Source organism: Facklamia sp. 7083-14-GEN3 (assembly GCF_024742075.1).
Lineage (GTDB): Bacteria > Bacillota > Bacilli > Lactobacillales > Aerococcaceae > Facklamia.
This window is the reverse complement of sequence record NZ_JANSGD010000003.1, coordinates 35,251-55,142: the sequence shown is the minus strand read 5'-3', so window position 1 is coordinate 55,142 and position 19,892 is coordinate 35,251. Positions and strand designations below refer to the sequence as shown.

At 36.7% G+C, this 19,892-nt stretch carries 20 protein-coding genes; 3 read left to right on the top strand and 17 right to left on the bottom strand.

Translation table 11 applies throughout. The features are described 5' to 3' along the window. Positions 1-63: 63 nt before the first annotated feature. The gene (locus NW240_RS06335; protein WP_258436665.1) at positions 64-2,028 is read right to left on the bottom strand and encodes a LysM peptidoglycan-binding domain-containing protein; all 1,965 of its coding nucleotides are present in this window, start codon (positions 2,026-2,028) and stop codon (positions 64-66) included. Between the two features lie 304 nt (positions 2,029-2,332). On the opposite strand from NW240_RS06335, the gene NW240_RS06330 reads away from it, so the two are divergent. Continuing rightward, positions 2,333-2,824, top strand: coding sequence for a hypothetical protein (locus tag NW240_RS06330; protein WP_258436664.1), 492 nt, complete (start codon positions 2,333-2,335; stop codon positions 2,822-2,824). A gap of 69 nt (positions 2,825-2,893) precedes the next feature. On the opposite strand, the gene NW240_RS06325 is transcribed toward NW240_RS06330, so the two are convergent. The 7 genes from NW240_RS06325 to NW240_RS06295 form a co-directional block, all read right to left on the bottom strand. Next, on the bottom strand, positions 2,894-3,679 hold the full coding sequence (locus tag NW240_RS06325) for a tyrosine-protein phosphatase (protein ID WP_258436663.1): 786 nt from the start codon (positions 3,677-3,679) through the stop codon (positions 2,894-2,896). Positions 3,680-3,684: 5 nt separating this feature from the next. Continuing rightward, complete coding sequence (locus tag NW240_RS06320; RefSeq protein ID WP_258436662.1) at positions 3,685-4,443, bottom strand: CpsD/CapB family tyrosine-protein kinase; 759 nt, start codon at positions 4,441-4,443, stop codon at positions 3,685-3,687. A gap of 1 nt (position 4,444) precedes the next feature. After that, on the bottom strand, positions 4,445-5,191 hold the full coding sequence (locus NW240_RS06315; RefSeq protein ID WP_258436661.1) for a YveK family protein: 747 nt from the start codon (positions 5,189-5,191) through the stop codon (positions 4,445-4,447). Position 5,192: 1 nt separating this feature from the next. Next, the gene (locus NW240_RS06310; RefSeq protein ID WP_258436660.1) at positions 5,193-7,055 is read right to left on the bottom strand and encodes a nucleoside-diphosphate sugar epimerase/dehydratase; all 1,863 of its coding nucleotides are present in this window, start codon (positions 7,053-7,055) and stop codon (positions 5,193-5,195) included. A 252-nt stretch (positions 7,056-7,307) separates the two neighbouring features. Further along, positions 7,308-8,924: a chaperonin GroEL gene (gene groL, locus NW240_RS06305; RefSeq protein ID WP_258436658.1), complete on the bottom strand. Its 1,617-nt coding sequence runs from the start codon at positions 8,922-8,924 to the stop codon at positions 7,308-7,310. A gap of 52 nt (positions 8,925-8,976) precedes the next feature. Beyond that, entirely contained in the window at positions 8,977-9,243 is a 267-nt protein-coding gene (locus NW240_RS06300) for a co-chaperone GroES (RefSeq protein ID WP_258436657.1), read from the bottom strand. 173 nt (positions 9,244-9,416) lie between these two features. Beyond that, a complete protein-coding gene (locus NW240_RS06295) occupies positions 9,417-10,067 on the bottom strand; it encodes a redox-sensing transcriptional repressor Rex (protein ID WP_258436654.1) in 651 nt (216 codons plus the stop codon). Positions 10,068-10,285: 218 nt separating this feature from the next. On the opposite strand from NW240_RS06295, the gene NW240_RS06290 reads away from it, so the two are divergent. Next, entirely contained in the window at positions 10,286-12,256 is a 1,971-nt protein-coding gene (locus NW240_RS06290; protein WP_258436653.1) for an ABC-F family ATP-binding cassette domain-containing protein, read from the top strand. 42 nt (positions 12,257-12,298) lie between these two features. On the opposite strand, the gene tsaD is transcribed toward NW240_RS06290, so the two are convergent. The 7 genes from tsaD to lepB form a co-directional block, all read right to left on the bottom strand. Then, entirely contained in the window at positions 12,299-13,321 is a 1,023-nt protein-coding gene (gene tsaD / locus NW240_RS06285; protein ID WP_258436652.1) for a tRNA (adenosine(37)-N6)-threonylcarbamoyltransferase complex transferase subunit TsaD, read from the bottom strand. A gap of 12 nt (positions 13,322-13,333) precedes the next feature. Further along, positions 13,334-13,777, bottom strand: a complete 444-nt coding sequence (rimI, locus tag NW240_RS06280; protein ID WP_258436650.1) for a ribosomal protein S18-alanine N-acetyltransferase — start codon at positions 13,775-13,777, stop codon at positions 13,334-13,336. 12 nt (positions 13,778-13,789) lie between these two features. Then, a complete protein-coding gene (gene rimI / locus NW240_RS06275; protein ID WP_258436649.1) occupies positions 13,790-14,374 on the bottom strand; it encodes a ribosomal protein S18-alanine N-acetyltransferase in 585 nt (194 codons plus the stop codon). Further along, positions 14,358-15,134, bottom strand: coding sequence for a tRNA (adenosine(37)-N6)-threonylcarbamoyltransferase complex dimerization subunit type 1 TsaB (gene tsaB, locus NW240_RS06270; protein WP_258436648.1), 777 nt, complete (start codon positions 15,132-15,134; stop codon positions 14,358-14,360). Before tsaB ends, rimI (NW240_RS06275) begins: the two co-directional genes overlap by 17 nt. Positions 15,135-15,167: 33 nt before the next feature. Beyond that, positions 15,168-16,625 carry a proline--tRNA ligase gene (gene proS, locus NW240_RS06265; RefSeq protein ID WP_258436647.1) on the bottom strand — a complete coding sequence of 486 codons (1,458 nt, stop codon included), beginning with the start codon at positions 16,623-16,625 and terminating at the stop codon, positions 15,168-15,170. A gap of 41 nt (positions 16,626-16,666) precedes the next feature. Then, a complete protein-coding gene (locus NW240_RS06260; protein ID WP_258436646.1) occupies positions 16,667-16,801 on the bottom strand; it encodes a hypothetical protein in 135 nt (44 codons plus the stop codon). A 90-nt stretch (positions 16,802-16,891) separates the two neighbouring features. Next, positions 16,892-17,509: a signal peptidase I gene (lepB, locus tag NW240_RS06255; RefSeq protein WP_258436645.1), complete on the bottom strand. Its 618-nt coding sequence runs from the start codon at positions 17,507-17,509 to the stop codon at positions 16,892-16,894. A 207-nt stretch (positions 17,510-17,716) separates the two neighbouring features. Here lepB and NW240_RS06250 point away from each other — a divergent pair, with 207 nt between their 5' ends. Continuing rightward, a complete protein-coding gene (locus NW240_RS06250; protein WP_258436642.1) occupies positions 17,717-18,463 on the top strand; it encodes a class A sortase in 747 nt (248 codons plus the stop codon). A 52-nt stretch (positions 18,464-18,515) separates the two neighbouring features. On the opposite strand, the gene NW240_RS06245 is transcribed toward NW240_RS06250, so the two are convergent. Continuing rightward, positions 18,516-18,998: an LURP-one-related/scramblase family protein gene (locus NW240_RS06245; RefSeq protein ID WP_258436641.1), complete on the bottom strand. Its 483-nt coding sequence runs from the start codon at positions 18,996-18,998 to the stop codon at positions 18,516-18,518. A 131-nt stretch (positions 18,999-19,129) separates the two neighbouring features. After that, positions 19,130-19,786: a phosphate signaling complex protein PhoU gene (gene phoU / locus NW240_RS06240; RefSeq protein WP_258436640.1), complete on the bottom strand. Its 657-nt coding sequence runs from the start codon at positions 19,784-19,786 to the stop codon at positions 19,130-19,132. Positions 19,787-19,892: the final 106 nt, after the last annotated feature.

Below are 19,892 nucleotides of genomic sequence, written 5' to 3'. Positions count from 1 at the left end.
AAATTTTATTCTAATAAAAAACATCGCAGCCAAGGCTTGCGATGTTTTTGTTGTTACCTTTTTTTATTCAGCACTTGTTTCTTCAGTTTCAGCGCTTTTTTCTTCAGTGCTATTAGCGTCGCTATCATTGTCTTGATCTTCTACTTCAAAAGCTTTCGGATCCGATACAATTAAAACGCCATTTACAACCATTGATTCAGCTGGTAAATTGTTCCACTGTCTCAATTGGTCAATACTTACTTCATATTTTTCTGCTAAGACTTCAAGTGTTTCACCAGGAGCTACTTGATGGTAGTCTACCCATGGGTTAGTGACTGCTATTTCTTCACCAATATAGACCACATTATCGAGTAAGCCATTCCATTCACGAAGTGCTTCAACAGGAACATCATACTCTCTTGCAATACTTTCTAGTGAATCTTCTTCAGTTACTGTATATAATTCAGGCGCCTTATCAGGGTGAGAAAGGGTTAACTCGGTTCCTTCCTCAATCGCTTCACCTTCTTCCAATTCGCTCCATTCAATAATTTGAGCTTCTGTAACTGGGTAAACTTCTAATAAATCTTGAATTCTTTCACCTTCCATTAAGGTATGCTTAATCGGATAAACATCTTCTAAAGGACGGGCTTGCTTAAAGACTGTAATTGCTTGACTTGGATCTTTCAAGTAAAGGATATCACCTATTTCAATCGCATCATTTAAAAGACCGTTCCATTCGCGTAGATCTTTCTCATCAATGTCATTAGCCTTGGCAATATCTGCTAATTTTTCCCCTTCAGCCACTTGGTGAGTAGGTAAATCAATACTATCAGGATCTAAGGCCTTAGTGGTTGGATCCGTAAGCTTGTCTTCGTCTTTTTGTAAAGATTTAGGCTTGCGAATATTCACTTCACGTGGTTCTTTTTTAGGTGACTGTGGTTTTTCGTTATTAATAACCGGGCCATCGCTTTGTGGTTGGGAATTATTTGATGTATCTGGCGAAACAATAGATTGATTACCCGTTGCCGTTGAAGTACTAGACCCTGTATTAGGTTGACTCGGTACATAATTCGACGCTGAACTTGGTAAATAGATCACTTCACCTGGATAGATCATGGTATCTGTCCTGCCATTAAATGCCATCAGTTGACGGCCCGTCATACCATAAGCTTGAGCAATAGTGTCAAAATTATCACCCGCAACGATTGTATAAGCATTGGATGAATATGACGGTTGACTTGGTCGGTTAGGTTGAGTTAGCTCTGTCGTTCCGTTTGAATTTATAGCTAACTTATCTCCCGGATAGATCAAATCTGAAACTAATCCGTTCCATGCGATTAATTGATTGACAGTCACACCATATCTTATAGCAATAGTAGAAAGATTATCACCTTTGTTAACAATGTATGAACCTTGGCCATTAGTCCCTTGATTAGAACCTCCCGGTGTCACAGAAGTGGTTCCGCCGTCAGCTACTGCTAATAAGTCACCCACATCAATGAAGTCGGAAGTCAGTCCATTCATAGCCTTTAACTGACTGACTGTTAAGCCATAAGCATTCGCAATTTTATAAAGACTATCGCCTTTTTGAACCACATAAGTGGCTGAGTCTTCAGTCACTACCGGTGGTTGATCCGGTGTATAAGAACCATTTAATGCTAAACGATCACCTACATCTATAAAGTTACCTGTGAGACCGTTTAATGCTCGCAATTGGTCTACTAATAAACCAAATTGATTCGCAATGGAATAGAGGGTATCACCTTTTTGAACGACATAATATCCTGCCGCTTCTTGATTACCGCTATTATCTTCTTCACCTTTACTCACAATCAACTGAGTCCCTATATTTATATTTGTAGTTGTTAAGCCATTTAAAGCCATCAATTCTTGTTCAGATAAGCCGTATTGTCGAGCTAGACTATAAATTGTATCGCCCTTTTCGACCACATGGGTAGTATTAGCTGAGACTTGAGCCATGCCCATTAAAGAGATAACCGACAGGCAAATGGCCGATTTATTGATCAGCTGCTGAATTGTTTTCTTCATCTGTGAGAACCCCCTTTAAAATAGTTTTGCTTGGTAACTATAGTATAACATGCCCCAATAAGCTGGCAAAGTTATTCCATCGGAAATCATTTTAGATTCATACTTTTGTCATTAATTATTAATATGACAGTAAGATATATCTTTTGTTTATTAGGATTTTCTATAAATCCTAATGATATATTAAATTTTAGCAAAATTGCAAAAATGCCCTTAATCCCTATTGAAACAACAATCACTATATGGTATTTTCATCTTGTTTGATAAATATTTTTTGGTGGTGATATTCTTGTCGTCGATTTTTAGGATGAGTTATAAAGTTGTCCCTTGCCATCGTCACTATTTTTCTTTTCTACAGCAAGCTTTAAGAAAAGCACATTACCTACCGTCTCATTATCAAATTGTTCCTATTCTTTTTTGTGACCTAACCCCTTACCATTTGAACATTAAGACTCTTATTGTTGATAGTAATGGTGACGTCTGGTTTTCCAACCAACCCTCAGAAAGTTTGTCGCAAAATATTCTTCAAGATCAACACCTCTTTATTCCTTTCAATACATGTTTAGGTAGTCTTCTCTGGCTCAACTTACGCTATTGCTCCTATTTTAATACACTAGAAGATCAAACTAGTCGTCATACGGTTATCAAATACGGCTTCTTCTACTATCAATTAAATACTCATCGCAATTTATCTTTTATCTACCCCCTCTCCATTCGATACCAATCTTTAAGTTTTGACATCAATCGTTGTAATAACTCTCCCTACTCTTTTAATCACTCTGCAGATCTTAGCCTATAAATACACATAAAACTTTTAATTATAAAATAAAAAAACTTGATTGCCGTAATAAAACGACAATCAAGTTTTTTAAAAGAGTCCAAAGAATCTTTTTTTCTTTTTTCTTTTTGACTTTGAGCGTATAGGTTCTAGCTTCTCAATAGGATCTCCGTTAAAGATATCCCGAGCATTTTGTAAGAAATAATTGACCTTTGCTGAATCAAAATCTTTCTCTAGTTGATTAAATGCAGCCTTCATATTAAAGGGACGGAAATCAACATGATGGACGTCAGAAGCAATGACATGTACTAAGTTCAGTTCAATCATTTCTCTTGCAGTTCGTTGAAACTTCTCACCATATAAGCCCACATAAGATGAAGAGGTGATTTGTGATAAACATCCCATTTCGATTAAGTCATATAAATCATCATAGTTTTCAGCTAATTGATGATTTCTTTCTGGATGGGCAATTAAAGGTGTTATTCCCATATCAATCAACTGCGATAAAATTTTATGAGCAAATTCTGGGACTTTAGCAGTTGGAAATTCAATCAAATAATATTTATCTGATCCATCTAAAGATAATAAGTCACCATTATAATAATCATCCATAAACTGTTGGGTTAAGCGTATTTCCTGACCGGGATATACTTTGACTTGTAGGCCCGCTCTTTCATAATCAGCAGACAATTTGTCTGCAAATTTTACAACATCCTCTTTATGATTGATAAATTGTCCGTTACGATGGTGGGGAGTTAAAACAATATGTTGGACCCCTTCTTCTTGACCCATTCTTGCTAGGTTTATAGAATCTTCTAATGTCTGTGCGCCATCGTCTACTCCTGGTATGAGATGTGAATGTAAATCTACAATCATTTTTATTACTCATCCTTGCTATTACTGTCAGTTGTATTACCGTATCCATAACCATAATATGAATAATATCCTGATTTTTCTTCAGGCGGAATGCCGTTCATGACATACCCTAAAATATTAGCATTGACATTATCTAAGATTTCTTTAGCTTGACGCACTTCTTCACGCCGAACATATCCATAACGGGATACCATCAATACACCATCCACACGCGTTGCTAGAATTTGAGGATCAGCCACAGCAGTGATTGGTGGCGTATCATAAATCACTAAATCGAAATATTGATTCAACTCATGCATAATCGATGTCATGCGAGCAGAACCAAGTAATTCTGAAGGGTTAGGCGGGATTGGTCCACAAGGCAATAAGTAAAGACCTGTTTCAGGATTACGTTGAATAACCTGATTAAATTTCACATCTGGATTAGCAATTAAAGATGATAATCCTTCTTTATTATCGATTCTGAAAGTTCGATGAAGAGTTGGCTTACGCATATCCGCATCAACAATCAACACTTTTTTCTCCGTTTGAGCCATCACAATCGCTAAATTTGCTGAAACGGTCGACTTACCTTCAGCTGGAATACATGAAGAAATTAGTAAGGTCTTAAGTTTTCGGTCGACTTGGGCAAATTCAATATTAGTACGAATTGCACGGAATTGCTCTGCATTAATCGATTGAGGGGATGTATAAGTAATTAGAGAGGTTCCGAATTCTTGATCTTTTAATAACTTAGTTTCTTTTTTCTTCCGAGAATTAAACATGCTAAACCTTCTTTCTAGTACGTTTTTGTGATTTGCTACTTCCTATACGAGAACTCTTAACTTCTTTATTTGAAAGTTGATAAACATGACCGAGATCATTCATACCTAAACTTGCCATAAATTCATCATCCTTTACTGTTGTATCAGAAATTTCTGTTAGTAAAATAGTTAAGACAGCAATTGCCAGACCCATCAGTGCACCAATAATTGAATAAATTGCTAAACTAGGAGACACACGGTTGGGATTAAATGAGGCTGGAGAAAGAATAAAAATGTTTGTATTTTCTCCCCCATAAATGTCACTAACGGTTTCTTCAAAAATAGTAATCACATCGTAAAGGACATTTTGAGCAGTCTGAGGAGACTCTAGCTGAACGGAAACGTAAAAAGCTTGTGAGTTTGGTGATTGTTCTACCGTAATAGCATCTTTTAAATCTCTTACTGAATATAATTTATCTGTGTCGTCACTCACCCGATTAAGGACACTATCACCAGTGATAATATCACGATAAGTGTTAATCAACTGTGAGTTAGCTTGCAATTCACTGTATTGAATAGGAGATTGCCCCATATTTTCTTCAGATTGATTAACTAAAAGCTGAGCAGTTGATTCATAAGTAGGTGATACTAATAAAACCATAAAAGCAATAGCTAAAATGATGCCTAAAATCATTAAACTAAAAATCTTAAAAGCATGCTTTGTAAATAGTTTCCATAAATCCTTTAGACTAATTTCTTCTTGTTGCATATTAACCTCCATATTGTGCGCTATCATTAGCAAATTTTATTATTTTTTCTTTCATAACCTTAGGTTGATGAATTGACTCTTTTAAACTTTCAACAAACTGCAAAGTTTCTTGTAGTGGGATAGGTACAACTTTTCCAACAAATATTTGATCATTTAACTGATTTTCTACAAGCTCTGAAGATGTTAACAATTCTTCGTAAAGCTTCTCACCTGGTCGAATACCAGATTCACGTATACCGATTTCTTCAACAGTATGTCCAGACAAGAGAATCATTTTCTTAGCTAAATCAAGAATTTTAACTGGTTCCCCCATGTCGAGAATAAAGACCTCTCCATCTTGTGCAAAAGTACCTGCGAAAACAACTAATTGACTCGCTTCTGGAATGGTCATAAAGTAGCGGATCATTCTAAAATCAGTAACTGAGACAGGACCTCCAGCGGCTATTTGTTTTTTAAAAGCAGGAACAACACTACCACGACTACCTAATACATTACCAAAGCGTACGGCACAATAAATGGATTCTGATTGCTTATTCATACCTGTAATAATTAACTCAGCAACCCGTTTAGTCGCTCCCATAATATTAGGAGGATTCACCGCTTTGTCTGTTGAAATCATTACCATCTTCGGAACTTTTGCATCATCGACAGCTCGTGCCACATTATAGGTGCCTAAAATATTATTTTTATAGGCTTCGACCGGGTTCGCTTCCATTAAAGGAACGTGTTTATGAGCAGCCGCATGATAGATAATATCAGGTTGATATTCTTCAAATATTTCTAATAGACGGTTGTAGTCTTGGATATCTGCAATGACTGGAAAATATTGAATCATATTTTCATTGTGACTTTTAATCATTTCATGATAGATAAGATAAATAGAGTTTTCGCCATGCCCTAATAAAATAACTTTTGCTGGATTATGTTTTGATATTTGGCGAACTATTTCTGAACCGATAGACCCCCCTGCTCCTGTAATAAGAATTGTCTTACCCTCTAATTCCTGTCTCATAGCTGACTCATCTAATTCGATTTCTTGACGACCCAAAAGGTCTGATATTTTGATTTCACGCATAGCTCGTTTTGGTTGATGGATTCCTAATAATACGTCTTCAACTTTTGGCATATTATAAGCCCTTACACCTAACTCGTTACAATATTGAAGAATTTCTTCATATTTTTCTGGTTTCAAGGAAGGTATAGCGATAACAGCTTTAGCAATATTATATTGCTCAATTAATACAGCAAGCTGTTCTAATCCGCCCACTACCTCGACTCCTCCAATATTCATACCAATTTTAGCGTGATCTTCATCTAGAATGGCTACCACTTTCTCATTTCTAGGGTGACGTTGGTAAGCACTCATAAAAAGTGAACCTCCGTCCCCTGCACCAATCAAAACAATATTTTCTTTATTTGAATTATCAGTGTTAGAGCATCGGTTTTTAGTATGATAAATATATTGCCATGCTATACGCAGTCCATTGATAGCAACTGCTGCGAGACCCGCTACAATGACTAAATAGCGGAAAGAGAGCCATTTAACCATCACGGATAAAATCAATCCACTGATTAAATTCGCAAAAATAACAATTAAAAATAAGAGTGAAAAATCTACAATGGTAGCATAACGCTTTATACGCAAGTCGACTTTGAAATGTTTAGAGATTGCATAGTATAAAACAAAAGACAATAATAAATGCCCCGCATAAAACTGCACTGGGACTTTAAATATGCCTAAAAAAATTACTAAAGCAACTAGTGTTGATAGACAAAAAGCTAAAAGGTCACTGACTGCCCATATCAACCGTTTGTGGGCAAAAGGTAAGCTTTCAACCCATTGCACGAAACGTAGTGATAGCATTTCTTGCCTTCTTAACATGTTTTCATTCCTCACTATAAACTATTAGCTATAAAGAACATTACCAATTCCTTGTTCGTTCTATTTTTGATAGCCACTTTATCTCTATCATTTTACCTATATTATTAGGTACTTTCAACGTGTTTAAACATAAATTTCATTAAATCTATCTATTTTTATTGTTTTGAAGAAAGAAAATAAAAAAATAAACGATTTAAGGTTAAAATAACCTTAAATCGTTTATTTTTTTTTATCTTACATCATACCCATACCTGGATTAGCTGGCATTTCAGGTTCATCTTTAGGAATTTCAGCAACTACAGCCTCTGTTGTTAATAAGAGAGCTGCAACAGATGCTGCATTCTGTAAAGCTGAACGAGTTACTTTAGTTGGATCCACAATTCCAGATTGAATCATATCTTCGAATTGGTCAGTTGCAGCATTGTAACCTGTTCCTTGTTCAGAAGAGACGATTTTATTAACGATCACTGAACCTTCACGGCCTGCATTTTCAGCAATTTGACGAACAGGTTCTTCTAAAGCACGTACAACAATTTTAACCCCTGTCGCTTCATCATCTGTTAAGGCTTCAGTAGCTGCTACCTCATCTTTAATATTTAGATAAGCTGTTCCTCCACCAGGAACAATTCCTTCTTCAACAGCTGCACGAGTAGCATTCAAAGCATCTTCAATACGTAACTTCACTTCTTTTTGTTCTGTTTCAGTTGCCGCACCGACTTTAATAACTGCCACTCCACCTGCTAATTTAGCTAAGCGTTCTTGCAATTTTTCTTTATCATAGCTTGAAGTCGTTTCTTCTGCTTGGTGACGAATTAAAGCAACACGCTCTTTAATAGCGTCTGACGAACCAGCACCTTCAACAATTGTCGTATTATCTTTGGTTACTGTTACTTTACCAGCTGATCCTAAATGGTCAATGGTAGCATCTTTCAACTCAAAACCTAATTCTTCTGAAATCACAGTTGCTCCAGTAAGGATAGCAATATCTTCTAGCATCGCTTTACGACGGTCTCCAAAGCCTGGTGCTTTAACAGCAGCTACATTTAAGGTTCCGCGTAATTTGTTCAATACTAAAGTAGGAAGGGCTTCGCCTTCTACATCTTCAGCAATTAGTAATAATGGACGTCCTGATTGCATCACCGCTTCTAAGACTGGGAGCGCATCTTGGATATTTGAAATTTTGCGGTCAGTAACTAAAATATATGGATTTTCAAGGTCTGAAATCATTTTTTCATTATCAGTTACCATATATTGTGATAGATAACCACGATCAAATTGCATACCTTCAACAACGGATAATTCAGTTTCAATAGTTTGAGAATCTTCAATGGTGATTACACCATCATTACCAACTTTTTCCATAGCGTCAGCAATCAATTCGCCAACCTTTTGGTCTCCTGAAGAAACAGCTGCTACTTGCGCAATCGCTTCTTTAGAAGATACAGGCTGTGATAATTTCTCTAAAGCTGCCACTGCTGTCTTAGTTGCTTTGTCAATTCCTCGACGAATACCAACTGGATTAGCTCCTGCTGTAACGTTTTTCATTCCTTCGCGTGCAATCGCTTGAGTTAAAACAGTAGCAGTAGTTGTTCCATCTCCCGCTATGTCATTCGTTTTAGAAGCCACTTCTTGCACTAATTGAGCGCCCATATTTTCATAACGATCTTCTAATTCAATTTCACGTGCAATGGTTACTCCATCATTGGTAATAAGTGGAGAACCGTAGGTTTTATCTAAGACAACGTTACGTCCCTTAGGCCCCATTGTTGTTTTTACTGTATTTGCTAATAAGTCTACCCCGCGCAATAAAGCTGCACGTGCGTCTTCTGAGAATTTTAATTCTTTTGCCATTTATATCGCTCCTTTTTCTCTTTTTCTATTGAGTTTCTTTATTGAAAATCTTTTATTCAATAATTGCCAAAGCTTCTTTTAATTCAATGATAATGTATTTCTCACCTTGATCTTCAATCTCAGTTGCTGAATAAGATTTGTAGATGACTTGATCGCCAACTTTGATTCCATCTTCTGATTCAATTTCTGGTCCGACAGCTACTACTTCACCGATTTGTTGTTTTTCTTGAGCAGAGCTAGGTAATACAAAGCCACTTGCTGTTGTTTCTTCGACTTCTTTTGGTTTTAGAACAATACGTTTTGCTAAAGGTTTCAACATGAAAATCCCTCCAAATTTTAATATTTAGCACTCGATTCATTTAAGTGCTAATCACAATTTATATATTAGACCATCTTTGATTAAAAAGCAAGAAATAGATAAAAAATATCCTTCTTTTCTCTTAAAGCAATAAAAAAACTCCTCACTATAAATAGTAAGAAGTAAATCATTTTCTATTCTCTTGCTAACTGATCAGCAATTTCTTCTTGGTTAATGAAATAAATCAAGGTCTGTAGCTCATTAGTTAAATCAACGTTTTGTACGCGGACGCTATCAGGTACTTCGAAACGCAAAGGAGTGAAGTTCAAAACTCCCTTAATGCCAGCAGCAATTAATCGCTCCATTATGCCATCTGCATACTCTTGAGGAACAGTTAAAATCGCCACGTCGATTGCTTGGATTTCTAATTGTTCTTCTAATTCATCGATTGAATAAATGGGAATGCCCGAATGGACGGTTCCAATCAAATCAGGATTGACATCAAAACCGGCACCGATTCTAACATTATTGGATTTTCTAAAGTTATAATTTAACAAGGCATTTCCTAATGAGCCAACCCCAATCAAAGCAGTGGTAGTCAGACGATCTTGGTTGAGCGTCTTTCCGAAAAACTGAAGTAAATATTCTACATCATAACCATAGCCTCTTTTACCAAGGGCTCCAAAATATGAAAAATCGCGCCGAATGGTCGCGCTGTCAACTTTAACAGCATCACTGAGTTCGGTTGATGAAATACGCGTCTTACCAGCATTGTATAAGTATCGTAAATAACGATGATATATTGGCAAGCGCTTGGCCGTCGCTCGTGGGATTTCTTTCACCATTCTTCTTCCTCCGTTCATCCTGATTTTCACTTATTTGTGTGTTTTATCACAATTTGATATGCCTAGTATATCATCAAATGAAGATAATGCCAATTATAAGAAGTTCTTTTTTTAAAATATTTCACAAACTTTTATTTAAGATCTTCTTTGATCAAAGCTAGTGAGAGATTATGAAGCATGCTATAATAGAGGAGATTGAAAAAGGGGGATGATGGCCCATGATTTTACTACAAGCAAATAATATCAGTCGTCGCTTTGCTGATGTGACCTTATACGAAGATGTGAACTTTTCGATTCAAGAACGTGATCGAATAGCATTGGTCGGACGGAATGGAACTGGCAAGTCGACTTTAATCAAACAAATAATTGGGGATGAACCTATCAATGATGGTCAATTTAGCCGTGCTAAAAAGTTAACTATTGGTTACCTAGAACAACACATAGCGGTAGATTCTATTTTAACTATTTGGGATGAAATGCTGTCTCTTTTTACCAAAGAGTTAGCCATGCGCGATCAAGCCCAAGAAATTGCTGACAAACTAGCGGATCTAGCAGATCAAGGTGATACCCAATCTGTTTTATATCAAGAGACCTTGTCTCAATATGATCAAATTCAAATGGAAATGCAAGCCAAAAATGTGTATCAAATCGAATCTACTATTCGGACTGTCCTTCATGGTTTTGGTTTTTATCCGGAAGATTATGATCAACCTATTCAAAGCCTATCTGGAGGTCAAAAGACGCGCATCGCCTTAGCCAGACTGTTATTACAAGACTATGACTTACTCATTCTTGACGAGCCTACCAACCATTTAGACATGCAGACTTTAAGTTGGCTCGAGAAGTTTTTAACCGCCTATCAAGGTGCTCTTTTAATTGTTTCTCATGACCGCTATTTTTTAGATAAAGTGGCGACACAAGTCTATGAAATTCGTGACCACCATCTACATCATTATCAGGGTAATTATTCTTTTTATGTCCAAGAAAAAGCGGCCCGTATGGAACAAGCTCAAAAACAATATCTCAAACAGCAAGCTGAGATTAGTCGTTTGGAAGAATTTGTCCAAAAAAACATTGCTCGTGCTTCCACTACTAAAAGAGCCCAAAGCCGACGCAAACAATTAGAAAAAATTGACCGCATTGAAGCTCCTAAACAAGATGCTAAAGCCCCTCGTATTCAATTTTCAATTGCTAAAGAATCGGGTGAAAAAGTTATTCAGGCAGAAGACTTGAGTATTGGTTATTCTCCTACAGATGTTCTTTGTCAAAACATCAACCTTGACCTGACCAAACAAAACGCCATTGCTATTGTTGGTCCTAATGGAATTGGGAAAACGACACTTCTAAAAACTCTTTTAGGCTATCTACCAGCTATCGATGGCGCTATTAAGAAGGGAACCAATGTCCAAATTGGCTACTACGACCAAAACGTCAACCATCTGGACGGCGACGTTACCGTACTCGAGACCCTGTGGCGTGCTCACGATACGACCGACGAGTGGAAAATTCGTTCCATTTTAGGTTCTTTTCTATTTAGTGGCGAGACGGTAGAAAAGAAAGTCAGTCTACTCAGTGGTGGCGAAAAAGCTCGATTAGCCTTAGCACTTTTAGCGGCTGATCACGATAACACCCTATTATTGGATGAGCCAACCAACCACTTAGATATCGATTCGAAAGAAGTCTTAGAAGAAGCGCTCATTAACTTTAACGGAACCCTACTATTTGTTTCTCATGACCGTTACTTTATCAATCGGATTGCGACCCATGTTTTAGAAATAGCTGCTGACAAGAGCCAGCTTTATCTTGGGGATTATGATTATTATTTAGCTAAAAAAGAAGAATTGGAAGCTTTCGAAGCTGCTGAGGAAAACAAGGATGAGCAAAAGGAAGAGCTTATCTCTGCTGGTCAGCTATCCTATGAAGAAAATAAAAAAATAAAAAATGAACTTAGAAAATTACAAAAACTAGCGGATGAGGCCTGGGCTGATATCGAATCTCTTGAACAAACTATCGAAAAAGATAAAGAAATAATGCTTGAAGCAGCCAATGCTAACGATCATCAATCTCTAATTGATATCGATCAAACAATAAAAGAAAAGCAAGAAGCCAGTAATCACCTTGTAGCACAATGGGAAGAGTATAGCCTCGCTATCGAAGAGTATCTTGAAAAATATCCTGATTTAAAATAAACAAAAAAAGCACACACTGAAAAATTATTCAGTGTGTGTTCTTTATAGAGCCATACCGGGTCTGGCATTAACTGTTAAATCAGTATATTCTTTTTTTATTAACTTCGGATAGGCTGCTGCCCCAATCATAGCTGCGTTATCTCCGCATAAAGCTAAGGGAGGAATTAAAAGTTCCACATCAGGATAGTGAGCTTCAAAGAGCTTTTGCATACTTGCTCTCAACTCACTATTAGCTGCTACTCCACCTGCTAAAACAAATTGTTTAATCTCTGGGCGACTTCCCAAGGCCTTACTAACTTTTCCTGTTAAAACATCCACACAAGCACGCTGAAAGCTCGCCGCTAAATCAACTGCTTGAATACTCTCTCCTCTTTGATTAGCATTGTGAACCAGGTTCATCACCGCACTCTTCATACCTGAAAAAGAGAAATCTAAATTATCCTCATTTAGCATGGCACGAGGGATTGAATAAGCTTCTGGATTGCCTTCTTTAGCCATTTGGTCAAGATACTTACCTGCTGGATAAGGCAAGTCTAACAAGCGGCCTACTTTATCATAAGCTTCGCCAACCGCATCATCTTGCGTTTCACCAATGACCTGATAATCATCTGCCGACTTCATAACCACCAATTCAGTATGTCCGCCACTGACTATTAATGCCATTAATGGAAATTCTAAATTTTTAATAAAGCGGCTCGCATAGATGTGTCCAGCTAAATGATTAATAGCAATTAAAGGCTTTTTATACAAATAGGACAAAGTTTTAGCTGCAGTAACCCCAATCAAAAGGGGGCCAACTAAGCCAGGACCTTGAGTCACTGCAATTGCATCCACTTGGTCAATTGATTCTAGCTGAGCTTCTTCTAATGCTAACTTTATAACTTGACTAATTTGTTCTACGTGATGACGACTGGCCACTTCAGGAACAACACCGCCAAATCGCATGTGACTTTTTACCTGGGAAGCAACAATATTCGCTTTAATTTGACTGCCATTTTCTATCAAGGCTGCGCTTGTCTCATCACAAGACGATTCAATGGCTAGTATTAAATTTTCTTCTTGCACTGACTATTCCTCCTACTCAATTGTTAACTGCATTACCCATCCATCTTCAGCCGGATCATGGTAATAATTCGGACGTCGATCAATTATTTTGAATCCCAAGGCTTGATATAAGGCAATGGCCGCCTGGTTACTCGCGCGAACTTCCAAGTTGACTTTTTCTACTTGATTTTCTTGAAATTGATCTAGAAGAGCCCTTAGAAAAACCTTGCCCTTCCCTTTGCCTCTGTGTTTAGGAGCCACCCAAAAATAATGTATATTAGCTTCTTCAAAGAGGATTTGTCCACCACAACAGGCTACTAAGTCTTGGGCATTATCCCAAATCCATAATCTGGCATAGGGACTCTGCCATTCTTGAATGGTGGCATCCGCTGACCAATGAAAACTTTGAGCAATGGCTAAGATTTGCCGAAGTAAAGCAGGGTCTTTATCTGCTTTTGCGATTTCTTTAAGCATCATTTCTTTAACTCCTTATAAATAACAACGGAGAAAGAGTGCCGATTCACCATTATCTTCATAGTAGAAAGGCTTTTTGTTCTCAAGGACAAAGCCTTGTTGGTAATATACTTTTTGAGCATGCGTATTGCTTTCTCTTACTTCCAAGGTCACCGACTTTCTATCCAATTCACGACTAATTTGAATCCATGTCCTCAATAAATAGGAACCCAGGCCTTGTGATTGCCACTCAGGATCAATGACTAATTGGCTAATATGTGTATTTTTAATTAAACATCTACCCGTAATCATTCCAATGATCTTAGACTTATCAGATGATAAGCCTTTTGCTTCAATAACTAAGTATAAGATTTGTGGATTTCTTTGCCAATCTCTTTCAAAATCGGATAAGTCCCATGCAATATAACCTGCATAACCTTTTTGCTCTAACTGTACTAAGGCTGGTAAGTCAGTTTTTTGAGCTAGTCTTACTCTACAATTGATGTTATTTTGGTTTATGAGTTTTATCGGTTCTAACGAATCAACAAATGGACTAATTTGTGCCATTGCTTTATGTCTTACTTTAGTTTCCTCTTTAAAAGGATTAAATACTCGTTTCATTAGTTTGCTCAACATAACTTTCATTCATTTCTTGGTTTTGATTTACTTGTTTAGCTGCCCATTCTTGCTCTGCTAAGGTCAAATGTGCATAAAAAGGCTCAAATACATCAATATCTTCAACATGCTCTCGCTCAATATAAGGCACTTTGCCAACCTTAGGCCAAGCATATTGACCAATTACAAAATGAAGGTCAATACTTTGCTGAGAAAGACTTTCTTTTACAAAATTAGTAAACTCATTTTCATGGGCACTCACGAATATTACCTGCTTAAGCTTTGTCTCGTTAGTTTGCGGTAAAAGTGTCTCCTGGATCCAAGTTTGCCAGTCAACATGATCATCTTTAATTTGATTTTTCAATAAACCATCTTGCCATTGATAGGCTCCTGTGTAGGCTGTTCCCCTTCGTGCATCCATAATAGGGATAATCCAAGATTGGCCTCCATCATCGGCAACTTGACTTGCCATAATCGCTAAACTCGAAAAGCTCTCTAAATCACTTTTGCTGGTAGAAGTCCAAACCTTGGCCATCGTTGCTCCAATTCTCAAGCCTGTATAAGAACCCGGTCCTCTCCCTAGCCAAATTTGATCAATGGTTTCCCTCTCCCAATTGACCGCAAGTAATAACTTTTCCACCAAGGGTAGAAGGAAAGCCCCGTGTTGCTTGGAGACATTAGAATTGACTTCGATGATCAATTGATCCTCCTCAAAAAGAGCTAGAGATAAAACATCGGATGAGGTATCTAATGCTAAACTTCTCATCATGATCTCCTTTCAACCTATTGGTTAACTTTCTTAATAAGCTCTCGCAATCCAAACCGTTTCTTTGGCAGGTTTTCCAGTTACAATACATGTATCTTTCTTAACAAGGGCGTTTTCGCCTGCAAAATAATTATCAAACGGTAAATTACGTGTTGTAAAGCCAGTTAATTCTTTAATCTTAGCTTCAGATTCTTCACTACCATCCCAGCCAACTAATACCCAACCTGGAATTTCATTGGCTGCTTTTTTGCCTTCAATATGGTCAATTAATTCATCCAGCGTATTAATATGAGTATACATATTGGCCTGATTGCGTTGGCGAGCTTTTTCTAATAGACGAGTTTGCATTGCTGTTAAAGCTTGTTGAACCTGTTCAACCAAATCATCCATTGAAATAGCTTGTTTTTCATCTTCATCTCTAGCTTTCATAATCACTTGATTGTTTTCAATGTCTCTTGGACCAACTTCAATACGAATAGCTGCTCCACGCAATTCCCACTCATTAAATTTATATCCTGCTGAGTTATCTGAATCATCAATATAGGTTCTAATACCTACTGCTTTTAATTGAGCATCTAAGGTTTTTACTTTTTCAAGCACTTGGTCTAATTTTTTCTTAGGTCCAACTGGGATGAAAACAACCTGCTGAGGCGCTATAGCTGGTGGTAAAACCAATCCTTGATCATCTGAGTGAGTCATAATCATTGAACCGATTAAACGAGTCGAAACGCCCCAAGAAGTGGTATGGGCATAAACGTGCTCATTCTCTTTATTTAAATACCGGATGTTAAAGGCTTCTGCAAATTTAGTACCCATATAATGAGAGGTTCCTGCTTGTACGGCTTTACCGTCTTGCATCATAGCTTCAACTGAAAATGTTTGTACCGCTCCGGCAAAGCGCTCTGAAGGGGTTTTCTCACCTTTGAAGACTGGAACTGCTAATAACTCTTCTAATAATTCAGCGTAGATTTCTAGCATGCGCATAGTTCTATGACGCGCATCTTCCTCATCGGCATGCGCAGTGTGGCCTTCTTGCCATAAAAACTCAGAAGTTCTTAAGAAAGGTAAAGTGCGCTTTTCCCAACGGAAGACATTGGCCCACTGATTAATTTCATAAGGTAAATCACGGTAGGAATTAATCCAATTAGAAAAAGCATCCCCAATCATGGTTTCTGAAGTCGGTCTTAAGGCTAATCTTTCTTCTAAGACTTCTCCCGCTGCTTCAGTTACCCATGGCAATTCTGGACTGAATCCTTCAATATGATCTTTTTCACGGGTAAAGAACGACTCAGGAATAAGCATTGGGAAATAGGCATTACGGATGCCGTCTTCTTTTAAGCGCTTATTAAAATATTCTTGAATATGTTCCCAGATTTCATACCCATTTGGTTTAAAAATCATACAACCTCTGACTGGTGAATAATCCATTAAGTCTGCTTGTTGAATTGTTTGTAAATACCATTTTGAAAAATCTTCTTTACGTGTAACCATTATTTTCCTCCTATAAATAAAAAATAACTGTCTTCATCCTATCAAGGACGAAGCACAGTCAGTCTCCGCGGTACCACCTTATTTGCATCTTTAAAATGCCCACTCAAAGCGATAAAGGAGCCACCTAATTTTAATAAGATAGTAGGTTCATTTGCTGAGTGGGGAGACACTTCCATCTTCTGTCTCTTGCTAGGGACCGTCCACAAATTACTAATCTATTTTCACTTCTTATTATAAGGAATCAGGGGATAAAAACAAGCTTAAGTTTATTCTACAACGATAGCATCACCTTGAGGATTGAGCTCATAATCTTCTATTTTACCAAAGTTTTTAATCGGCCAGTAGATAAATGTTGCTTTACCTAAAACTGAATCCGCATCAATTAAGCCAAAACTCCGACCATCCACAGAATTTTGTCGATTATCTCCCAAGACGAAAAATTTTCCTTCAGGAACAAGCTCTTCACCCGTAATTTCTTCCATTGCAAAATCTTCAGTGAAATTTCCCCCTCCAACGTTTCGATACTCTTGAGCTTTTTCGTTAAGATAGACTTCATCGACAGCCTGTCCATTAATCAAAAGTTGATCATTTTGATAAGCAATTTTATCGCCTGGTATACCTACCACACGTTTAACATAAAGCTTGGGTTGTCTACCTGGTAAGGGATTAGGTTGCGGAAAAATTACCACATCAAAGCGTTCGATATCAGATAATTTCCACATCCAAACCTTTTCACCATCTTCCAAAGTATGTTCCATAGAGGAACCATCTACCGAAAAAGGTTGCGCAACGAAATGGTAAAAAGTAAATAAAACAGCTAACCAAATCGCCATATACATCAACCAAGAAAAAATTTCTTTAAAAAAACGTTTTGTTTTATCCATACGTCACCTCTAAACTTTCTGTTTCTTATTTTATAACTTTTATTTAGAAAATGCACCTGCTATTAGTATTATAAGACAAAATATTATATTATGATTTTATTTCGAATTTTATGAATTAAGTATGTTAATTAAGCTATTTTATTTAATTTTGTACTCAGTCATGTTAAAATGAACGTGATTACTTTGTAGATAGAATTGGAGGAATATATGAGTAAAAATGAATACCCTACCCCTTCACGTAGTCGGATTCCTAAAAAAAAGAAACGGTTTTCCTTTTCAACTTTTTTTGGCAGCCTTTTGATAGTGATTGCCATTGCTTTGTTTCTAGTCAACCCTCTTAAAAATTATTTAATTCAAAATAAAACCAATGATATTCAGATTGCTAATATGACACGTGACCAAATTATGGCGAATCAACTAAAAGACGTTTCTTTTGATTTTAATGATGTTCAAGCAGTAGATCCATTTACTGTTATCTCTAGTAGTGTAAATCCTAAAGACTTACCAGTTATTGGTGGTATCTCAATCCCTGATTTGAAAATAAACCTACCCATTAATAAAGGTACCTCAAATGAAGGCATGTTCTTCGGAGCGGGTACCCTTTATGAAGATCAAAGAATGGGTGAATCCAATTATGTTCTAGCGAGCCACCATATGTATGATCCGGATTTACTGTTCTCTCCTTTACAAAATGCAAAAGAAGGACAGAAGATTTATATTACGGACCTAGAAGATGTCTATGTTTATGAAATTTCTTCTATTGTGGTAGTGGACCCATCCGCTATTCAATATTTAAACCCCTCCACAGAACCTATCATTACTCTCATTACATGTACACAAGACTTTGTTAACCGAATTATAGTTAGAGGCGACTTAGTTGAAAAAGTATCCATCGATGATGCAACCAACGAAATGATGGCTGCTTTTGAAATTGAACAACGTATTACCGAATAGTAAAATAGTTTAATTAAACACCTTGAATAAATTCAAGGTGTTTTTCTATGCTTTAAGATTCAGATAAATCCATCGCTAAGTCTATCGCTAAAATCGTTGCCAAGATGAGCACCTCATCAACCGTCTCATTTATAATTTCAAACTCAAACGTATCTGACCAAGACAAAAATTTCTTTTTAATACTTGCAATTTCTTTACCCTGATTATCAAAAATTGTGTAATCGTGTTGTAATATACTTCCATCAACAACCCAATTCATTCCTTCAATTACATACTTAGGTTTGAAAAAAGAAAACTTTTTGCGAATTCGAGAGACAAACTTCCCATTTTGAGTAACGTCCACCGTCGGAAACAATGAAAAAACCTTCTGATTAACTTCGCATAGTGCCTCGCCCGATTGAAGATCTAAAATTTTAGCTTTGCGTCCAAAAGAGATTAATTTACTGTCCACGCGATAAACCGGTTCCTGCTTATCATTATAAATATCGAAATCTTGTTTTAACGAAAATACTTTTTGCTTCATATAAAATTTCATAAATTACTCCTTTATGGCTAATTAAACTTATCATTTACAATCTAATTAAACTACATTATAAAAAAGCAGTCAATAAACCGCATCCTTCGATTTGATTTAATAACCGCAAATTGTTTTCTGATTTAATTTATCTAATTTAGATAAACTGTTGACCCGGTTTCAAGATATAAAACATGCTCACAGATATTAGTAATGTAATCCCCAATGCGCTCGAGGCTATTCACTAAATCAATCGTAAATATTCCTGCTGGAATACAGTCTTCGTTGGTAGCCATTTTTAAAGTAATCTCTTCAAATACCAAGTCATATTGCTTATCAATTTGGCTATCCATAAGGGCAATTTGACTAGCCTCTTGAATATCACCATTCTTGATAATATCAGCTAATGGCTCAAACATTAACTGTAAACGTTCTACCATTTGATTCACAATAACGATTACATCTTGATAATTTGAGAAATTTGGCTTGTTACGTTTAATGCGTTTAGCAATAGTAGTTGTATGTTCAGCAATACGTTTCAGTTCAACACTGGTGTTCAGTAATGCAAAAATGTAACGAAGGTCCGCTGCAACGGGTTGCTGTAAGGCTACTATTAGATAGGCATCTTTTTCCAATTCGACTGATAATTCAATAATTTTTTCATTCATCTCAATCGTTGAAACGGCAAGCTCATTATCTGAGTCAATCACTGCTTGAATAGTATTGTCAAAAATACTTTGTGTCAAGTCAAACATTTCGTTGATTTTTTCTAATAATCCTTGTAATTCTTGTGTGTAAATTTTTCGCATAATTTATCCTCCTTTCTAGAATGTATTTTATTATCTGACTATTTTAGCAAACATGAAAGCGCTTGTCAATTTAGCAAAATGGTTTTTCAAGATAAAAAGTTCTCAC

Excerpts from the sequence above, each read along its gene's own strand:
- NW240_RS06335 (WP_258436665.1), bottom strand. The coding sequence starts at position 2,028 with ATGAAGAAAACAATTCAGCAGCTGATCAATAAATCGGCCATTTGCCTG.
- NW240_RS06330 (WP_258436664.1), top strand. The coding sequence starts at position 2,333 with ATGAGTTATAAAGTTGTCCCTTGCCATCGTCACTATTTTTCTTTTCTA.
- NW240_RS06325 (WP_258436663.1), bottom strand. The coding sequence starts at position 3,679 with ATGATTGTAGATTTACATTCACATCTCATACCAGGAGTAGACGATGGC.
- NW240_RS06320 (WP_258436662.1), bottom strand. The coding sequence starts at position 4,443 with ATGTTTAATTCTCGGAAGAAAAAAGAAACTAAGTTATTAAAAGATCAA.
- NW240_RS06315 (WP_258436661.1), bottom strand. The coding sequence starts at position 5,191 with ATGCAACAAGAAGAAATTAGTCTAAAGGATTTATGGAAACTATTTACA.
- NW240_RS06310 (WP_258436660.1), bottom strand. The coding sequence starts at position 7,055 with ATGCTATCACTACGTTTCGTGCAATGGGTTGAAAGCTTACCTTTTGCC.
- groL (WP_258436658.1), bottom strand. The coding sequence starts at position 8,924 with ATGGCAAAAGAATTAAAATTCTCAGAAGACGCACGTGCAGCTTTATTG.
- NW240_RS06300 (WP_258436657.1), bottom strand. The coding sequence starts at position 9,243 with ATGTTGAAACCTTTAGCAAAACGTATTGTTCTAAAACCAAAAGAAGTC.
- NW240_RS06295 (WP_258436654.1), bottom strand. The coding sequence starts at position 10,067 with ATGGTGAAAGAAATCCCACGAGCGACGGCCAAGCGCTTGCCAATATAT.
- NW240_RS06290 (WP_258436653.1), top strand. The coding sequence starts at position 10,286 with ATGATTTTACTACAAGCAAATAATATCAGTCGTCGCTTTGCTGATGTG.
- rimI (WP_258436650.1), bottom strand. The coding sequence starts at position 13,777 with ATGATGCTTAAAGAAATCGCAAAAGCAGATAAAGACCCTGCTTTACTT.
- rimI (WP_258436649.1), bottom strand. The coding sequence starts at position 14,374 with ATGAAACGAGTATTTAATCCTTTTAAAGAGGAAACTAAAGTAAGACAT.
- tsaB (WP_258436648.1), bottom strand. The coding sequence starts at position 15,134 with ATGAGAAGTTTAGCATTAGATACCTCATCCGATGTTTTATCTCTAGCT.
- proS (WP_258436647.1), bottom strand. The coding sequence starts at position 16,625 with ATGGTTACACGTAAAGAAGATTTTTCAAAATGGTATTTACAAACAATT.
- NW240_RS06260 (WP_258436646.1), bottom strand. The coding sequence starts at position 16,801 with ATGGAAGTGTCTCCCCACTCAGCAAATGAACCTACTATCTTATTAAAA.
- lepB (WP_258436645.1), bottom strand. The coding sequence starts at position 17,509 with ATGGATAAAACAAAACGTTTTTTTAAAGAAATTTTTTCTTGGTTGATG.
- NW240_RS06250 (WP_258436642.1), top strand. The coding sequence starts at position 17,717 with ATGAGTAAAAATGAATACCCTACCCCTTCACGTAGTCGGATTCCTAAA.
- NW240_RS06245 (WP_258436641.1), bottom strand. The coding sequence starts at position 18,998 with ATGAAATTTTATATGAAGCAAAAAGTATTTTCGTTAAAACAAGATTTC.
- phoU (WP_258436640.1), bottom strand. The coding sequence starts at position 19,786 with ATGCGAAAAATTTACACACAAGAATTACAAGGATTATTAGAAAAAATC.